The sequence below is a fragment of the Streptomyces sp. NPDC058295 genome, from assembly GCF_042880655.1.
GTDB lineage: Bacteria > Actinomycetota > Actinomycetes > Streptomycetales > Streptomycetaceae > Streptomyces > Streptomyces coriariae.
The window spans coordinates 73816-91108 of sequence record NZ_JBHVYO010000022.1 but is presented as its reverse complement, the minus strand read 5'-3'; the positions used below and the strand labels follow the sequence as shown (position 1 = coordinate 91108).

The 17293-nt window shown below is 69.6% G+C and carries 16 protein-coding genes; 4 read left to right on the top strand and 12 right to left on the bottom strand.

Going from position 1 to position 17293, the window contains the following annotated elements; genetic code table 11:
• The first annotated feature begins 34 nt into the window (after positions 1–34).
• Positions 35–442, top strand: coding sequence for a hypothetical protein (locus ACFVYS_RS23885; RefSeq protein ID WP_389504986.1), 408 nt, complete (start codon positions 35–37; stop codon positions 440–442).
• A 719-nt stretch (positions 443–1161) separates the two neighbouring features.
• Here ACFVYS_RS23885 and ACFVYS_RS23880 read toward each other — a convergent pair.
• Entirely contained in the window at positions 1162–1845 is a 684-nt protein-coding gene (locus ACFVYS_RS23880; protein WP_389504985.1) for a hypothetical protein, read from the bottom strand.
• Between the two features lie 724 nt (positions 1846–2569).
• Between ACFVYS_RS23880 and ACFVYS_RS23875 the strand changes: the two genes are divergently transcribed.
• Positions 2570–3334, top strand: coding sequence for a hypothetical protein (locus ACFVYS_RS23875; protein ID WP_389504983.1), 765 nt, complete (start codon positions 2570–2572; stop codon positions 3332–3334).
• A complete protein-coding gene (locus tag ACFVYS_RS23870; RefSeq protein WP_389504981.1) occupies positions 3331–4071 on the top strand; it encodes an HAD family hydrolase in 741 nt (246 codons plus the stop codon). The genes ACFVYS_RS23875 and ACFVYS_RS23870 overlap by 4 nt, the downstream gene beginning before the upstream one ends.
• On the opposite strand, the gene ACFVYS_RS23865 is transcribed toward ACFVYS_RS23870, so the two are convergent.
• From ACFVYS_RS23865 to ACFVYS_RS23840, 6 genes are all read right to left on the bottom strand, one after another.
• Positions 4068–4715 carry an HAD family hydrolase gene (locus ACFVYS_RS23865; RefSeq protein WP_389504979.1) on the bottom strand — a complete coding sequence of 216 codons (648 nt, stop codon included), beginning with the start codon at positions 4713–4715 and terminating at the stop codon, positions 4068–4070. The two genes, ACFVYS_RS23870 and ACFVYS_RS23865, sit on opposite strands and share 4 nt — an antisense overlap.
• A gap of 33 nt (positions 4716–4748) precedes the next feature.
• Positions 4749–5615, bottom strand: a complete 867-nt coding sequence (gene larE, locus ACFVYS_RS23860; protein ID WP_389504977.1) for an ATP-dependent sacrificial sulfur transferase LarE — start codon at positions 5613–5615, stop codon at positions 4749–4751.
• Complete coding sequence (locus ACFVYS_RS23855) at positions 5612–6550, bottom strand: RimK family alpha-L-glutamate ligase (protein WP_389504975.1); 939 nt, start codon at positions 6548–6550, stop codon at positions 5612–5614. Before ACFVYS_RS23855 ends, larE begins: the two co-directional genes overlap by 4 nt.
• Before the next feature lie 59 nt (positions 6551–6609).
• Positions 6610–7584 (bottom strand): phosphotransferase family protein, encoded by a 975-nt coding sequence (locus tag ACFVYS_RS23850; protein ID WP_389504973.1) that lies wholly within the window; start codon positions 7582–7584, stop codon positions 6610–6612.
• A gap of 86 nt (positions 7585–7670) precedes the next feature.
• Positions 7671–8627 carry a TIGR03557 family F420-dependent LLM class oxidoreductase gene (locus tag ACFVYS_RS23845; RefSeq protein WP_389504971.1) on the bottom strand — a complete coding sequence of 319 codons (957 nt, stop codon included), beginning with the start codon at positions 8625–8627 and terminating at the stop codon, positions 7671–7673.
• A gap of 45 nt (positions 8628–8672) precedes the next feature.
• Complete coding sequence (locus tag ACFVYS_RS23840) at positions 8673–9797, bottom strand: aldo/keto reductase (RefSeq protein ID WP_389504970.1); 1125 nt, start codon at positions 9795–9797, stop codon at positions 8673–8675.
• Between the two features lie 200 nt (positions 9798–9997).
• On the opposite strand from ACFVYS_RS23840, the gene ACFVYS_RS23835 reads away from it, so the two are divergent.
• A complete protein-coding gene (locus tag ACFVYS_RS23835; protein ID WP_389504968.1) occupies positions 9998–11104 on the top strand; it encodes a cytochrome P450 in 1107 nt (368 codons plus the stop codon).
• Between the two features lie 670 nt (positions 11105–11774).
• Here ACFVYS_RS23835 and ACFVYS_RS23830 read toward each other — a convergent pair.
• Genes ACFVYS_RS23830 through ACFVYS_RS23810 form a run of 5 tightly spaced genes read right to left on the bottom strand, consistent with a single transcriptional unit; the run spans position 11775 to position 17268 of the window.
• Positions 11775–12983, bottom strand: a complete 1209-nt coding sequence (locus ACFVYS_RS23830; protein WP_389504967.1) for a ferric iron reductase — start codon at positions 12981–12983, stop codon at positions 11775–11777.
• 26 nt (positions 12984–13009) lie between these two features.
• Entirely contained in the window at positions 13010–13969 is a 960-nt protein-coding gene (locus ACFVYS_RS23825; RefSeq protein ID WP_389504965.1) for a carbohydrate kinase family protein, read from the bottom strand.
• Positions 13966–14967, bottom strand: coding sequence for an alcohol dehydrogenase catalytic domain-containing protein (locus tag ACFVYS_RS23820; RefSeq protein ID WP_389504963.1), 1002 nt, complete (start codon positions 14965–14967; stop codon positions 13966–13968). The genes ACFVYS_RS23825 and ACFVYS_RS23820 overlap by 4 nt, the downstream gene beginning before the upstream one ends.
• Positions 14968–15004: 37 nt before the next feature.
• A complete protein-coding gene (locus ACFVYS_RS23815) occupies positions 15005–16261 on the bottom strand; it encodes a lactate racemase domain-containing protein (protein WP_389504961.1) in 1257 nt (418 codons plus the stop codon).
• Positions 16262–16305: 44 nt separating this feature from the next.
• On the bottom strand, positions 16306–17268 hold the full coding sequence (locus ACFVYS_RS23810) for a PHP domain-containing protein (RefSeq protein WP_389504959.1): 963 nt from the start codon (positions 17266–17268) through the stop codon (positions 16306–16308).
• Between the last annotated feature and the right edge of the window lie 25 nt (positions 17269–17293).

Genomic DNA, 17293 nt, shown 5'->3' with positions numbered 1-17293 from the left:
ACGAGCTCTCATCGACTGCGCACGACTGGCCGCATTGCGCATCCTCCGTAACCGCAACGCGAGCGAACTCGAACTCCAGAAGCGCGAGAGCGCGCTCCTGGGCGCGTTGGAGGGCTTGTGGCCCACCCACGAGACCAGCTTCCGTCTGTCCATCCCACCAGGAGCCGAACTCGGCCTGCTCGGATTCGCGGCCTCCGCCGACGCCAGGGGTCTCCTCGCCCTGACAGCCCACCTGGGGCACGCCCTGACCCGCTACGTCGTGCCCGTCCGCCCCGACGCGAGCATCGCCACGACATCCCGCGCCATCTACGTCCTGCTGCCCGGCGGCGGCGCCGCGGCCGCGACCCGCCTCGCCAAAGGCGCGCTCACCTCGATCCGCGGCTCGTTCGGCGACTTCGTACGCGCGGCGATCGCCTTGCCCATCTCGCCCTCGCGGCGCTGACCACGATCTCGCTCGTCGGGCTGGCCTCCCCGTCGGCGGACGCTGCCACCAGCTGGCATTGCAGCGGCAAGCTGACCAAGCGGTGCATCAGCCACAGTGGCGCCAAGGTCACGGTCAAGTTCTCGAACACGACCGCCAGGTCCGCCAAGGGGCAGTTCGGTGTCACGTGCGCCGGCTCCGGCGGCCAGGACGCGAAGGTCCGCAAGGACGGCACGATTCCCGGCTACGACACCTTCTCGAAGTCGTACCAGTGCCCGAAGGGCTTCCGTGACCACGCCACTGGCTGGCAGATGAGCAATGGCAAGGTCTACCGCACACCGGCTATCAAACTCTAGGCAGGTCGAGCAGGGGGCAGGCACCGTCCACGGTGCCTGCCCCAGCGGGAGCGCATAGCGCACCCGTCCGTCGCAGTCAGATCAGCCCGCTGCCGGCGCCCCGGCTGACCATTTGTGCGGTCTTTCGTGGGCGAAGGGTGCATGCCACGATATTCCGTGCAGTGCTGATGCCGTCTCGTATCCCCGTGACGGCATCAGCACTCGCCCCGTAATGCCCGCCGATCGGAGCACGGCTTTTCAGCACCATCCCAGCGCCGAAATCTCCTACCAGCTGCTCCCGTCCGCCTGGAGCGAAGGGCTGGGCAAGGAGGCCGTTACAGCGACCGTCAGATGGTGGACGGACACCGTCCCCGGCTGTGGCCCGCTGGTCGCGGTCACCCAGCGTCAGGTAAGGAGGCCGCTGCGTGCGGCGAGGCCGCGCAGTTCCGTCGTTGTGGGACCGGAGACCAGCAGGCTCGAGATGAGCGCTTTGGTTGCTGGGCGGGCGTGGGTTTCTTGGGGAGCGCACTGTTCGGCGGCCAAGAGGGTGCGGACACAATCGGTGCGGCGGCCAAGACGGTCGTAGGCGACGGCGATGTCGCTCAGGGCGCGGGAGCGGCGCTCGATGCTGGGGAGAGCCTTGAGGGAGATCGAGTGGCCTGCGGCGAGCGCGGCCAGGGGGTCCCCGGCGTGATTCTCGGCGCTGATTTTGTGAAGTGCCACGGTGAGGGGGCTGAAGCCGCCGCCGTGGTCGCGCAGGAGGGTGACGCCGCCGAGTTCCCTGGCGATGGCTGCGGCCTCGTCGGTCAGCTCCCGCATCCCGTCCCGGTCGCCTCTGCGCGCGAGGGTGTAACTGGCGCTCTGCACGAGAAGGCCGCGTACCGCGGCCCCGGGCCGTCCAGCGCGGCGCAGATCCGGGTGGTCGGCGGCGAACAGCGCGATCGACAGTGCCTCGGAGTGCCACCCTGCTTTCCTGGCCAAAACGGCCAGCTGGCGGGCGGATTCGGCGACGGCGAGGACGCCTTGTGCGGCCTCGGCGAGCTGCCGTGCGCGGTCAGCCGCCATCCAGCCGAGCTGCTGCTCGTCCATCTTCACGAGCATGCGGGTGGCCAGCAGGCGTGATTGCAACATCCCGCGGTGCCGACATTGGGGTGCGTCTCGGACTTAACCCGGCAGTCCGGATCGACTTCGTCGGCAACTTCCGGCGCAGACCACCGCAAGCCGCTTGCCCAATCCGGCGCAGGTGGGCCGATTGCTTGCTGCGGTCAGGGTGCTGCCCGGGATCAATGGGTCATGTCGGGCGCTCTGGGGGGGGGGGGGGTGGCCCGGGAAGCCTTGAGCGCCTACGAAAAGTATCGTCCGGCATGTCTTTCGTGGGGTGGGCTGATGCCGCGCTGGCGAGGTGGGGTCGGATCCGGCACTGCTCAATGGATCTGTTTCTGATGACGCACCATGTGGAGTGCGTTGTCATGAGTCGGCAAGCAAGGGCTCATGCCTGCGGTTTTTGTGTCCGTACGTTATGTGTGGTGTGGGTGTTGCGGGCGAACTCTTGACGCTGGAAGGACTCCATTCGACGCTCGCTCTGGTGGGGTGGCAACCCGCCTGTGGGGGCAGGTCGGACTCTTTTACGGCGACGAGGCCGAAGGGGCCTGAGCTGCTGAGTGCTGCTGGCCCCGGAAGGGCTGGTCAGCTCTGTAGCCCATAGCGTTGGGCCGCTACACCTCGCTGGGTCGGGTAGATGATCTTTCGTCCGTTTCGTGCACATGCCCTTTGTTGCAGTCGCTCCGGGCAATCCATTCGAGGTGGCCTCAACATGACGTTGCATCAACTTGCAGCGGAGATCTCTGGACGTGCCTGCACGGGTCCCCCGAAGATGCTCGACATGGCGACTTCTGATGCGAGTAGAGGGCTTCTGGGAATTCATTCTCTTCGTTCCGCCCGACTTCCGGTCACGCGAAAGGCGGGTCTGATACGTCCGGACAGTGCTGTCTTCCGGTTCGGGACTCCTGAGGAAGGCTCCGCCGAACAGTTCCGCGCCCTGCTCATGGCCGTCTTCTTCGGAATCTCGATGTCGACGTTGCGTCAGTGGAGTGCCGAACCACCGGCGTCGTACGCACGCTGGTACGCACGCCGTCCGGAACGGCTTCCGTCGATTCTGGGCGTGCGCATGAATACGAGTTGGTGGGGTCCGGCCGGCCGCCGATATGTGTGCCGTCTTTCCGGGCATTATGGAGTTACGGTCCCTTATTCCAAGGTGTCCGAGTCCGGCTGTGTGCTTTCGACGGACCTGCTGAGGGAACACATCGACGTAACTCTGGACGATGTGGCCGCGGCGGAGGAGCGGCTCGTCGCGGGCTGGCGCTGGGACGGTATTTGGGATGACGAGCCGTTCTACCGCAAGATCATCGGTCGGGACGACGCCGACCCTGGCCCCACACATGGCGGTTGCGGGGCTGTGCGTGCAGTGGCCGACGGAGCGCGGCACTGCGACGCGGTGCTCAGGCTTCCCCTGCTGTGCGCGGAGATTGCCGCACAACTCGCGACACGGATGCCGGAGCAGTGGCGGGAACTTTCTTGAGCACGACGCGCGCCGTGTCATTCGACCTGGACGGCACACTGTGCGACCACCAGGAAGCGATCCGCCGCTCGTTCGACGCAGGGTTGGGCCTGCTGGAAACGCTGTTGCCCGGGCTTCCCGCGATCGAAGTGAGAAAGAGCTTCTCCTCCGTGGGGCTGCGGATGAAGAGGTTGACCGACGCGGCAGGGCTGCCCTGGTGGCCCGTCGAGGACCAGTGGGCGGAGACCCTGCGCCAGGTCGGCGTGGTCTGTTCTGCCGACGAGGTGGAGCAGGTGTCCGCAGTCTTCATGAGGACACTGCACGACACGACCGTCCCGTTTCCCGACGCCCGTGAGACGCTGGCGCGGGTGCGCCGCAGCGGACTGCCGGTCGGAGTGCTGACGAACGGCAGCAGCGGGACACAGCTGCGCAAGCTACGCGTGAGCGGGCTGGCCGGGCTGGTGGACCAGGTCGTCGTATCGGAGGACCTCGGAGTGCACAAGCCCGATGCCGGTGCCTTCCTCGCCATGGCGCGCGCACTCGGTGTACCGGTGTCGGCGCTCGTGCACGTGGGGGACGATCTCCTCCATGACGTCGAGGGAGCTGTCGCCGCTGGGGCGCGGGCAATCTGGGTGTGCCGCAGCGCAGCGGCGACCGGCACGGTGGAGCAGCAGGCGCCCAGACCGAACTGCCCCAGCCCGCGGGTCGACAGGCTGGGGGATGTCCTGGCCGTGCTCGACGGACGTCTGCCCGGCTAACGGTCGGCCGCGTGCCGGCTGGAGAGTCCGTGCTCGATGTCACGGACGCTCTCCAGGACGTTCTCGTCCGGTACACCGGCCGTACGGAAGTCCGTGGCGGACCACAGACCGGTCAGCACACCGAGAAAGCCGAATCCCGCTGCTCGCGCGCCAATTCCGTCGTCCGGTAGATCACTGATGTAGACCGAACCGTGGGGATCGACACCGTAATCCGTGACGAGATCCTTGAACGCCTCCTGGCGTGGCTTGAGACAGCGGGCGTTCCCGGCGTGGCGGACGAATGCGAATGGCTGCGTCCCGGTACCGAGGGCGGTCAGTTTGCGGAGGGTCTTATGGCCGGGGCCGTTAGTCAGCACGGCGATAGTTGTCCCTCTTTTCGAGAGCTCTTCGAGCGCGAGGCGCGCCCCGTCCACAGGTCGATAGGGAACGGCATCGGCGAGGGACTCGTAGACACGGGAGTATTCCTCGGGCGGCAATTCGGGGTGCCACACCTGGAGGCACTCCTCGAAGGTCAGCCGCCCGAACACCTGGCGGAAGTCCTGAGCGGAGGGGGGCCGCAGACCCAGCATCTGCGCAGTGAGCACACTCTTGCGGTAGGCGACCGCATGGGTCTGTAGCAGGGTGTCGTCCACGTCGAAGATCACGGCATGCAAGGCCGGGTACCGCCTTTCGAGTCGTCAGATGTCCAGCAGGTTCAGTGCCCCTGAGCGGAAGGCGCTGACGTCCATGGGCACGCCCGAGAAGCCGGCGTGGTCGACGGCGGAGCGCAGTTCCGCGGCCCGACCCAACCGCTGGGCGAGCGAAGGGTCGAGCTCGATGCGGACGTGGTGGCCCAGGTCGCGCACGCGTAGGTCGCGGGTCTCCATCCCCAGCGCCCGTAGGGCCTCGCGGACCGATTCCTCGGCGGCCTCGACGCGCCCCAGCCGCGCGGAGTCGATGGGAATGCCATAGGCGATCCGGCTGGCCAGGCAGGGGCTGGCTGGTTTGTCCCAGGTCCGCAGCCCCCAGCTTCTGCTGGTCTCCCGGACATCCGCCTTGGTGAACCCCGCGTCGCGTAGAGGAGACACGACGCCTCTCTCATTGGCAGCACGGATGCCGGGCCGGAAGGGATCCACCGCATCGTCCGCGTTGGTGCCGGTGGCCACGGTTCGGCATCCGAGCTCATCGGCCAGCCGCAGCAGCGTGTCCAGCAGCTCGGACTTGCAGAAGTAGCAGCGGTCACGGCCGTTGGCCCGGTAGTCTGCCCGCTCCAGTTCCCGGGTGTGCAGTCGCTCGTGTCGTACTCCGAGCTCCGCTGCGAACGCATCAGCCGGCGCCAGCTCTGACTGAGGCATGCTCGGCGCCACACTCGTCGCGGCGACGACCCGGCCGGGCCCCAGCGCCCGCACTGCCATGGCGAGCACGAGAGCCGAGTCGGCTCCGCCGGAGAAGGCGACCAGGAGCGATCCCGTCCCGGACAGGGCCGCCATCGCCTGGTCCAAGCGAGCCCGGATCTCATCAGGCAAAGAGCCGGGCGCGCCGCTGGACGTATCTGTCCTGCTCATGCCGAACCTCCCGCACACCCCTGATGCGCCCGCCTCGACAGAGCCGCCGCGAGATGGCCGAGGACAGACGCGACGGTGGGCGTGGGCCAGCTGGTGCTGTCCAGTGCCGGATAGGGGACGGCGTCGAGAACCCAGTAGCCGCCCGGAGCGAGGTCGTCCTCGGCCAGGTGCACCGAGGTGAACTCGTGGCCGACCACGGCCGAAGCCTGAGCGGCCAGCGCCGCCGCCTCGGAGGGGAGGGTCTCCAGCGCGACGGGCCCCGGGGCCGGCAGTCCGCAGGCGCCCCATGACACATGGTCGTAGCTGCTCAGTACGGGAATGCCGCCGACACAGGTCACCCGTAGGGTTCTGCCGCCCCGATGGGCGTGGACGTAGAAGTGTTCCGTCGCCACTTGGTGGGTGAGGAACGACCGCAAAGACGTCTCGTCCTCGAAGAGCACGGAGCCGCGGTGGTTGTGGCCGTGGCAGGGCAGGAGGACCAGAGGGTGCGCCGCCACGGGGTAGCCGACCCGCGCCGCCAGTGACAGAGCCGCCTCGGACTCGCGGCCCGAGAAGAGCGGTGGATGGGGTAGCTCCGAAGCATGCAGCAGAACGCTTCGGTAGAACGGGTTTGCGGCCATCAACATGCTGCTCCAGCCATTGACCACGTCAAGCCCCAGCTGCTCCAGCGCCCAGAATTTCGCCATGGCCGCGGCCCGCGCCTCCCCTCGCACCCAGCCGATCAGAACGCTCGCGGTGTGCGGCTGGTCCTCGCACCACACCTGAGCGCGCCCGGCGGCCGAGCTGATCGTCATCGCGTCAGGATGGAACTGCTCCGAGGTTGCCCCCAGATTGCTGATCTCGGCGCGCAGAAGGCGCAGGTCCTGTGCGTCGGGCTCGTCGCACAGGAACACGATCTCCCGCTGACGCCCATCGGGGCGTCCCTGTTCCGGCACGTCGCGGGTGTGCCGCACGGGGGATCCGGGGGCGCCCGGCGGTACAACCGCCCTTCTGCTCAGCGCACTTGAGTGAACCATGTCGTCAACTCCGTCATCAGGTCGGCTTGCACGCGCAGCAGCTGCAGCGTTGTCTCGACGCGTTCTAGGTACGGCTCGGTCCCGTGCCGCATGGCCAGGCGGGAGTTGTAGAGGAGCCAAGCGAGCAGTCGGCCGGCCCGCCCGACGAGGGCGTTCGGGTCCGGCGAACCGCCTCCGGCCGTTGCTAGATAGCCGTTGACGACCGCACTGAACGCCGCACGGTTCACCCCGACGCCAGGTCCGCTGCTCCAGTCCAGGGCCACCACCGCCAGTTCGGTCCATGGCTCCGTGAGTCCGGCGTGTTCCCAGTCGATCACGGCATCCTCGTGGCCGTGCACGATGATGTTGCGGGGCGCCAGGTCGCCATGCCCGACGCAGCTGCGCCCGGACAGTCCCGGCAGCACGTCGGCGTACGCCCGGGACCAGTGCGTGAGCAGCGCCGCGTCCGCACGTGACGGGCCGCCCCCGGTGCGGCGACGCAGGCCGGCCAACAGCCGGTCCCAGGGGACGTCCTCCATGGTGTCCCAGAGTGGTGTCTCGCCCGCGTCGCTGAAGGGCCGCTGGGGCAGGTCCAAGAGGTGTATGCGGGCCAGCAGTTCCCCGGCGCGCCGACAGCGGTCGGGATCTGCAGCCCGGTCGGCTGTCGACAGGATCGTGCCCGGCACGTCCGGGTAGAAGAGCAACTCGGTGTCCCCGAGGCACAGGACCGGATCACCGTCCGCGACGAGGTAGGCGGGGACGGCCGGTATGGAGTGCCGTACGGCCGCGCGGGCGACGCTCTCACCCAGCCGGAAACGGTCGCCGCCGCTCGCGTCGGTGGACCGGCGGCCGATCCGCTTGACCACGACCCGGCTGCCGTCGGCCAGGAGGATCCGCCGGACGTCGTGCAGGAACCCGCCCACGAGCGGTTCCCCTTCGGGGAGGCCGGCCCGGCCGTGACGCAGCTCGGCCACCAGCTCCGCTACTTCGGGCGGGGGTTGAGCGACCGCTGTGGGGGAGCCATCGTGGTGTGCCGTCGGCACCGTAGTGCCGTCGCGTCTCAGGGCAGACACGGACGTACCTCCTCCTGCCAGAATTTCAGGAAACCCTCCTGGTCCGGGCCGATCTGATGCAGCCACACATGCGTGAACCCGGCATTCAGGAACGCATGGATCCGCGCCGTGTAGGCGCCGGCGTCCGGACCTGTCACCAGGGCCTCGGCGATGTCCTGCGGACGCACGTGCCGCGTGGCCGCCTCGACGTGCCGGGGGAGCCGCAACTCCTGGAAGAGGTCGCCGGATAGTCCGGCTATGGGCCAGTGATGGTGGGCCGTGGCCAGGGCGTCATCGGGATGCAACCCCCAACAGACGCTGATCCAACCGTACGCAGGCGCGTCCGTCCCGCGTGCCGCGCGGAAGGTGTCGACCAGGCGGTGGTCCGGCACGGTGGCGATGAGACCGTCGCCTCTGGTGCCCGCGAGTCGCGCCGCCCGCACCCCGCTGGCCGCGATCAGCACCGGCGGCGGGGCGTCAGGCAGTCCCCACAACTGTGCGTCCACGGCGGTGAAGTGCCGGCCGTGGTGCGACACCAGTTTCCCCTCCCAGAGCTGACGTATGAGGACGACGGCCTCGTCGAGCATCTCCAGTCGTACCCCCGCCGGCGGCCAGGGGGCGCCGGTGATGTGTTCGTTGAGCATGCCACCGCTGCCCAGGCCCAGCAGGAAGCGACCGGGCAGCAACCGCGCGGTCGTCGCCGCGGCCTGCGCGACCAGGGCGGGATGCTCCCGCATGGTCGGGCAGACCACCGCGGTGCCGACCGTGATGCGTTCGGTGGCGCGCGCAACGGATCCGAGCACCGGCCACACGTTGCTGCCGTGGCCCTGCACCCTGGTCCAGGGCTGGTAGTGGTCGGAGAGCATGGCGAAGTCGAATCCGGCTGCCTCGGCCTGCACGGCCATCTCGACCAGCCGTTCCGGGGGATGTTCCTCCCCCATCAGGGCAAAACCGTACTCGGGCATAGGGGGTCCTCTCGTACGTGACCGGCCTGGGCGACGGAGCCGGAGTCAGCGCAGGCCTATCCATGCGTCCCGCTTCGGGACGAAGTCCGACCGGCTGCTCATGGCCACGTCCACGAACCGCTGCGGGTACGTCGGTTCAAGGGCACCGGCCCGGTCCAGCAGGGCGAGATGCTCGTCGCTCAGTTCCAACGCGGTGGCGCCCATGTTGTCCTTCGCATGCGCCAGGCAGGAAGCGCCGATGATCGGACTGCTGACAGCGGGCTGCCGGGCGAGCCAGGCCAAGGCCACCTGCGCCGGAGTGCCGCCTGTCGCGGCCGCGACTCGCCGGACGGCGTCGAGCACGGCCCAGCCTCGGTCCGTTGCCCGGCGCTCCCAGTGCTCCTCCATCCAGGCGACGGAACGGGCCAGCCGACTGCCGGCGGGCGGCTCGGCCGTGCGGTGGTACTTGCCGGACAGGAAACCGCCGCCCAGCGGCCCCCACGGCAGCACTCCGAGTCCCAGGTCCCGGCAGACGGGGATCACCTCACGCTCCACCTCGCGCTCGACCAGGGAGTACTGCGCCTGGACGGAAACGATTTCCGGCAGATGGCGCAGCAGCGCGGTGAAATAGGTCTTCGCGATCTGCCAGCTCGACTGATTGGAGACGCCGAAATAGCGGACCTTTCCCTGACGCCATAGTGTGTCGAGTGCGGACAGTGTTTCCTCCACCGGTGTCTCGGGATCCCAGCAATGTATTTGGTAGAGGTCGATGTAGTCGGTGTCCAGGTGGCGCAGACTCCGCTCCGCGCTGCGTATCAGATGCTTCGCCGAAGCGCCTACATCATTCGGGCCGTCGCCCACGCGCAGGCCCGACTTGGTGGCGATCACGACGTCGTCGCGCCGCTTCTTCAGCACCTTTCCCAGAATGGTCTCCGACCGGCCGCCGTGATAACAGTCGGCCGTGTCGAAGAAGGTTCCGCCGGCCTCGACAAAGGCCGCGATGATCGCTTGTGCCTCGATCTCGTCGACTTCGTTCCCGAAAGTCATGCAGCCCAGGGCCATTTCGGAGACCAGAAGTCCGGTCGAGCCGAGCCTTCGCTGTTTCATGTAATTCTCCCGCCGCAGTCTTGCGTAGATCTGACCATTCATATCTACTTGCTCCGGTGAGCGGAATTCCGCTCCGTCTTCCACCCCTGACGAAGTAGAGGTAATCCATGGAAAAGGCTGGAAAGATTCCCGGTCTGCCCCTCCCCGCCGGAATTCAGTTACGTTTGTGGGCACATCGCCCGACCGTCCTGCTGGACGCCGGGCGGCGCCTGCTGGGACCGGTATTCCGGATCGACTGCGCCGGGCGGCCCTCGTTCGTCGTCGTTGGGCGCTCCGCCGACGTGATGGACGCATTCCGTCGCACCGGACGCGAAGGGAGCGGCGCCAACGCCAACGACATCCTCGGCTCCCTCGTCGGCGCCTCGTCCGTGCTGGTCGTCACGGGTACCGAGCACCGCAGCCGACGGCGTGAGCTGCGCGCCCCGTTCGCCCGTTGGGGCAAGGACTTCCAGGAGGAGCTCTACGGCCTGGCGCAGAGGACCGTACGAAGCTGGCCGACCGGCCGACCCGTGGCTTTGCACCGTCGCCAGCAGCGGCTGATGCTCGACCTGCTGCTCCACACCCTGCTCGGAACCGCTGACGGCCCGGTGGCCGACTCCCTGCGGGAACTGCTGTTTCTCGACCTCACCGACAGCCGGGACGCGGGGCGTTGGGCCAGGCCGGGACCGCCGCCCGCCCCCTGGCCGCACCTGGCCGGCAACGCGTCCCGCTTCGACGAGGCTCTGCGGAACGCGGTCGCGGATGCTAAACCCGGCTACGGCATCGACGGGCTCGTCGGCTCCGCCACCGGCTGTCAGCGCGACACCCTCGCCACCGTGATGGTCACCGGGCACGAGACAGCCGCGACGGCACTCGCCTGGTCTGTCGAGCGCATCGCCCACACCCCGCACGTCCTGGCCGAGATCGACCGGCGCGTACCCGCCCGGGACACCGCCGAACTGGAGCGCTACCTGCACCTGGTGGTGTTGGAGGCGCTCCGCCAGCGCCCGGTCGTCCCGCTGCTCGGCCGGACGCTCGATGCCCCGTACACGCTGGCCGGGCGTGAGCTCGCCGCCGGCATCGAGCTGGGACTTTCGGCCTGGTCGGTCCACCACGACTCCGCCGTGCATCCCCAGCCGCGTGCCTTCCGGCCGGAACGCTTCACCGCAGTCGGCGATTTCGCGTTGCCGAAGGATCCCGCGGCTTGGCTGCCGTTCGGCGGAGGGACGCGCAGCTGCCTCGGGGACAGGCTGGCCGTGACCATGGTCCGCATCGCCCTCACCGCTCTCGTGCGCGCCTTCCAGGTACGGCCCGCTCACTCGCGGTCCGAACCGCCGCGGCGGCAGTCCATCACCATCGTCCCCGGTCGGGGCTGCGCCGTCCTGCTCGAACCGCGCCCACCTCTCGGGTGACCGGAGGTCGACCAGCAGTGCGGGCCGATCGGATAGGGTGCCGGCCGGCCACAGCAGGCGCACCGACCGGGCCCGCGCTGAGCCGGCCGGTACTAGCAGATGCGGGGCACGGCCTGCTGCGGGCCCGAGGCGCTGGTAGCCCGCCCCCGACAACCGTCCGAGCAGGACGCCCATCGGCGTGACGTCCTCGGCGCCGCCGCTCTTCAGATCGCCCGCCAGCCAGACCCCGGGGCACCCTTCCACCATGCGCCAGAGCGCCTCGGCGAACCGCTCCTGCCGCTGCCGACCACCCTTGGGCGAGGGCGCGCTGACCATCAGCAGGGGCATGCCCCGCCAGCTGACGCGGATCACCCGTCCGCGCAGCGCCGCCGACGTCGTCATCTCGCATCGGCCGGGCAGCCCGGCCGCTACGAGGACACCGTTGCGGCCGGGCTCCGGAGCGGAGTCCGCAGTCCACGCCATTCCGTGCCGACGCAGCGCGGCGCTGAGACCGCCGTGCTCGCCCCCAGTGCGGTATTCGGGAACCGCGACGAGATCCGCACCCCAGCCGGCCATGGTGCGGGCGATGGCCGAGTGCTCCCGCCCGCCGTGTCGCATGGTCCAGACGGCGATCCTCATGGACGGCACGCTCCGCCCCTGCCCTGCGTCAGACCTGGCATCCCGGATCCCCCTATCGGTACACGGGCGCGGGGCCCGGGTGGAAGAGGGGTCGGCCGTCCCGCCAGATGCGTAGCCCGCGCTCATAGCGACTGGTGAGCTCGAACGGCCGGAAGTAGTCGTGGAGATCGACGTTGTAGGTGGCTGCCAGCGCGTGCACGCGCTCTCTGACCCAGGCACGGGTGCCCGCGGCATCGACGCCGAGATGCTCGGCGGCGCAGGCGATGAGGGGATCCAGCACGTACTCGCCGAGCCGGAAGTCGAACGCGTAGCTGCGGCCGCCGTACGCCCGTTCCGGATCACCCTCGGTGTCCAGTACCCGCGCGAAGTCCGTCGGCAGCTTGCGCAGCCGACGGATCTCCATGTCGGCGTACCAGTCGAGCAGATCGCGCCGGACCACACGGTGCGGAACGCCGGATGGGTCCAGCTCGATCAACACGTTCTGGGCGTGGTCCTCCGGCACCAGCCCCACTCCGAGGACGAGGGCGGTGTACGAATCCAGCAGCAGGTCGAGCAGAGCGATGAACGCCTCGCCTGGCCTCGCTCCGTCGCCCTGCCCGCGCAGCAGATCCACCAGTAGCGGGGGATCCTCGGGAGCCCGCAGATCCGTGGAGAAGAGCGAGAACATCGGTATCTGCGGCTGCATGCCGCCACCGGTTCCACCGGAGCGCGAGCGCGGTACGAACTCCCGGTAGACGACGCCTTGTTCGGCGCCGTCCAGCCGGGCGACCACTCCGATGGACTCCGGCAGGTACGCGCAGCCGTCTGGCAGCAGCTCCGTCGCGTCGTCGAGTGCCGCCGACATCCGGACGCTGGCCCGCACCCGCTTGGCGTCCATCTCCCGTGGCACGCGTCCGAGCAACCCCGGATAGTGCAGCTTCGCATAGTGCACCGGCCCGGCGTCCAGGACCGCCACCGTCCTTGCCGACGCTGTCGGCGCCACCCGCCGAGCGGTACCTGGCGTCCCGTCACGGAGCACCGGGTTGTCCGGGTGCACCATGAACACGACCCCGTCGGAACGCACGATCTCCCGCGCCAGTGCGGAAGAGGGCGCGGCGGCGCAGACTTCGACCTCGCCCCATGGCAGGACCAGACCGTCCGCCGGGAAGTCCACCGTGTCTGTGCGCGGACGGTACGCGGGGGAGACCTGGTGCGCGCCGAAGGACAGACCGCTGGGGGAGCCGTCGTTGCACCAGCGCTCCAGGTGGAGAAGGGATCTCACCGGATCCCTCATGAGCTGCTCCGCTCTCATCCCGCACTCCTTGTCCGTGCCGCAGGGCTCGTCACCGTCCGGCTCGCTCCAACGGGACTCGCTCCCGCTCCTGTCGCGCCGGGAGTACGTGCTCCCGCTCCGATCGTCGCTGGACGTCCGCTCACATGCCGGGCCGCCGCCGACTGCCCGTACTCCAGAGCGTCGTCCGGTGCCGCACCGCGGTGCCAGGCATGCACGAACGCCGTGGCGAGCGTGTCGCCGGCGCCCACCGGGTTGACTACGGGCACGGGTGGGGCCGACTGGCGGTGGATCCCCCGCGCATCGCACACCAGTGCTCCGGCCGCGCCGAATGTCACCAGGGCCACGCGCACCCCCGCCGCCACCGCTTGCCGGGCCACGCGTGTCGTCTCCTCTTCCGCTCCGAGCCCGTTGAACACGGCCACCGCAACCCCGGTCAGCCGGGACCGGACCGCTCGCGCCAGCGCCTGCGGGTCCCGCCGCCAGGGCAGGAACCCGAAGTCCGCGATCAACGGTGTGCCGGTGGCGGCGAGCGCCTCGCGCAGCCGATCGCTCCCGGGAAAGCAAGACAGATGCGCGTATTCGGCGTCACCGACCGCCGGCACCCGGTAGGCCAGCGTGTCGATACTGCCGTCCGCCGGGTCGGCCGTGATGTCGACGTCGTTCCCGTCGGCGCTCGGCTCCAGAACGAGCCGGGCACTGCGGGTGCCGGTTTCCACCAGATGCACGGAGACGGCGGGCGACTGCCACCGGGCGAGGCCCGCTCGTATCCAGGCGCCGGCCGGGTCGGGCCCGACCGTACCCACCAACAGGGCGCTGTCGCCCTCCGCGACCGCCTGCGCCGCGACGTAGTGCGGACTCCCGCCGACCTCCATGTCCACGCCCCGCAGCCGGAACTCCCGGGCGCCGTCCTGCAGGCCGTTCGGCGGTGCGACGCTCACATGCAGGGACAGCTCCCCGTAGGCAGCGATCCTCACGGCACCAGCACGGCGCGCAGGTGCGCCTCGCGCCGGGCCACCCGGTCCAGCACGTCGGTTGCCTTGTCCAGCGGATGACTGTCCACCAGAGCCGTGAGCCCGTGCCGTTCGTGCAGCCGCAGTGTCTCCGTCAGCCGGTTGCGGGGCCCCTGCGATGAGCCGCGCACCGTCAGTTTGAAGTGCAGCAGACGCTGGAGGACCATCGGGACCGGCTCCACGGTCGCCGGCAGCACCGACAGTCGGCCATAGGGGGCGAGTCCCTCCACTGCGGAGGCGAGAGCGCCCTTCGCCTCGCTGGTCAGCACGGCTGCGTCGACCTGCCCGAGTTCCTTGAGAGCGGGCGCGAAGTCCCCGCCGTCGCTCACTATCACCTCGTCCGCGCCCAGTTCCCTCGCCAGATCCGCCTTGGCGGCCGACCCTGTCACGGCGACAACCCGCGCGGCCCCCATGGCACAGGCGTACTGGAGGGCCAGATGACCGATGCCGCCGACGCCGATGACGGCCACCGATGTGCCTGGGCCGACGGCCGTGTCCACCAGCGCGGAGTAGGCCGTATAACCGCTGCACAGCAGAACGGCGGCCGACTCGTCCGACAGGCCCGGCGGGATCCGGACAGCACTGTCGGCGTCCACCACCGCGTACTCGGCGTGGCCGCCGTCGACGTGGATGCCGGTCTCGTCGGCGTCCTTGCACAGCTCCAGCCGACCACGCACGCAGTGCTCACACACCCGGCACCACCGCTGGTGCCAGGTCACGCCGACCCGGTCGCCCGTAGCCAGGCCGTGCACACCCTCCCCGAGGGACACCACCTCGCCGACGAACTCGTGTCCCGGCACGAGCAGCGGATAGCCCATCTCGCCACGAGCCTGCCGAACGTCCATGGTGCACACGCCACTGGCGAGCACCCGGACGAGCACGTCCCCCGCGCCCGGCGCAGGCATGTCGCGCTCCTCCAGGGTCCAGCCACGGCCTGATGCCGGAATGACCACACTCAGCATGTCTGCGTTCTCCTTTGTGCCGACGACCCGTCGGCGGTCAGAACGTCCGGTCGGCCGCAGCCGTCCAGACGACGAAGTTGGGATTGGCGAGTACGACGACACGGTCGCCGTGTGAGGTGCCGAGGGCCGTGTCCAGAGCCTGCTGGGCACTGCCGGTGTCATCCGTGACCCCCAGCGCGGACACCACCTCGCCCGGGAGGCCCGCGTGGACCAGGTACGCGGCGCGCGCACCGCTGACGAGGGAGCGCAGGAAACGCGCCTTGCGTTCGGCGTGCTCCGAACAGTCCGCGCCTGTCAGCGCCGCCGCGAAGTCGCCTCCTCCGACGCCGTGTCCGCACGCGGCGACGAGGACGACGGTGGTGTCGGGCCCGAGCAGGTCGAGCCCCGTGCGCCAGGCCTTGCCCTCCGCCAGATAGAGCGAGCTGTCGGACGGGGCACCGCCCGCGCCCAGCACCAGAACGTCGGGCCGCGCGGGCCTGGTGACTCCGTAGCGCTGTGCGAACCAGGCGCAGGCGCGCCGGTGTGCCGCCACCGGCGGACCCAACTCCGCCCTGGCCACCTGCCCGCACGGGTGTAACACGGCATTGAGCACCTGCACGCAACCGAGCAGACCGGCCGCCTCCTCCAAGAAGGCGCGGAAAGGGTTGTCGCGCAACTGACCCCGCAACTCGAGGGGGTGCCGGGCGTGATCGTGCAGAGCCGCGATGGTCTTGGCACCCGCCACGCCCGGCACGACACACTTCGCACCCCCCGAGTAGCCGGCCTCGGCATGGGCGGTGATCACCCCCACGCACAACACGACATCCGCACCCGCCACGACGCGGTTGATCAACACCGGTGTGCCGTTGTTCGTGGTGCCGACCTCCACCAGGTCGTCGGCGTGCGCGTCGTGTGCGACCACGGTGACCCGTCCGGTCAGCCCGGCCTCCGCCACCCCGGCCATCAGGCGTTCCAGGCCGATCGGCCGGTGCAGGCCGGTGGCCATCACACAGGTGATGTCTGCCGAGCCGGGGCATGCGAGTACCAGGGCCCGCAACAGCACCGGCAGCATCAGCTCCACGGGCGTCGGACGCGTCCCGTCGGTCACGCAGACCGCGATACGTCGGGCGCGGGCCAGGCGACCCGCACGGTCGAGGTCGGCCAGCCCCGTCTCGACGGCCCGCTGTGTCTCCCGGACGGAACCGGCCGCCGAGTGCCCCTCGGAGCAGCGTCCCAGGGAATCGGTGGGACCGACCACTTCGGCGGACGACGGCAGCACCACCGTCTGGGCGCCCGCACCGAAGGGAAGCGCCACGGGGCACGGCGCGGGACATGGCTCCTGGACCGGAGACCGCATCATCATGGCCGCGCCCCGGTGTCAGCCTGCGGGATGCCCGCGCCCGGCACGAGTCCGGAGAGTCTGTCGAACTCGGCGAAGGTCAGTCCGTACCGCCCGAGCCGGCTCTTTCCGTTGCCGTGGAAGTCCGAGCCGCCCGAACGCTCCAGACCGAGATCGGCCAGCAGCTCGAGCAACCGGCGGTCGACACCCGGCCGGGGATGGTGGTACGAGGCGACCTCGGCGGCGCGCAGCCCGAGCCCACGGAACGTCCCCATGTCCCGCTCGACACGGGAACGATCGTCGTCCTGGTGGGACAACCGCCACAGGGGATGGGCCAGGACCGGCAGGCAACCGGCGTCGACCGCCCGCTCGATAGTCTCCTTCGTGGGCAGATAGGTGTGCTCGGGGGCCCTCAGCCAAGGATCGCGCCGATCCACTTCCCGCAGCGCCGCACCGAGCAGGACACGTGCGACCTCGACATCGCGGTTCAAGAACGGTGCCAATACCGCGCAGGTATCGGTCCGGGAGAGCAGACGTTTGTGCGGATGGCGAGCCGAGCCGTCCGGCAGTCTGCCACACAGCACCTCGGACAGTTCGGGCACTCCCCGGTGCTCCTCGCGCAGCAGGTCGAGGGCGCGTCCGATGCGCTCGTTCTTCACCTCGTTGGGCCGTTCCGCGTACGCGGCGAAGTCCGGGTCCAGGCAACCGGGGCCGTAGACGAGCACGTGATAGCGCCCGCCCTCGTCCACCGTGCTCAGCTCCATACCGGGGAAGGGCAGCGCCACACCCTGTGCCGCGGCCAGGTCCACGAGCGCTTGCGACCAGGTGACCGCGGAGTGGTCGGTGATGACCAGGACCCGAACCCCGCCCGCAGCCGCGGCGACGATCAAGTCCTCCGGATCCAGGCGTCCGTCGCTGGCCGTGGTGTGAGTGTGCAGGTCGACAGGTGCCGCGGGCCGGTCATCTACGGTGGGCGAGAGCACGCTTCCTCCTGCTCCGGGGATCGCG

What these genes read in the sequence shown, in the direction of transcription:
- ACFVYS_RS23880 (WP_389504985.1), bottom strand. Translation starts at nt 1,845, where the DNA reads ATGGACGAGCAGCAGCTCGGCTGGATGGCGGCTGACCGCGCACGGCAG.
- ACFVYS_RS23835 (WP_389504968.1), top strand. Translation starts at nt 9,998, where the DNA reads ATGGACGCATTCCGTCGCACCGGACGCGAAGGGAGCGGCGCCAACGCC.
- ACFVYS_RS23875 (WP_389504983.1), top strand. Translation starts at nt 2,570, where the DNA reads ATGACGTTGCATCAACTTGCAGCGGAGATCTCTGGACGTGCCTGCACG.
- ACFVYS_RS23820 (WP_389504963.1), bottom strand. Translation starts at nt 14,967, where the DNA reads ATGCTGAGTGTGGTCATTCCGGCATCAGGCCGTGGCTGGACCCTGGAG.
- larE (WP_389504977.1), bottom strand. Translation starts at nt 5,615, where the DNA reads ATGAGCAGGACAGATACGTCCAGCGGCGCGCCCGGCTCTTTGCCTGAT.
- ACFVYS_RS23845 (WP_389504971.1), bottom strand. Translation starts at nt 8,627, where the DNA reads ATGCCCGAGTACGGTTTTGCCCTGATGGGGGAGGAACATCCCCCGGAA.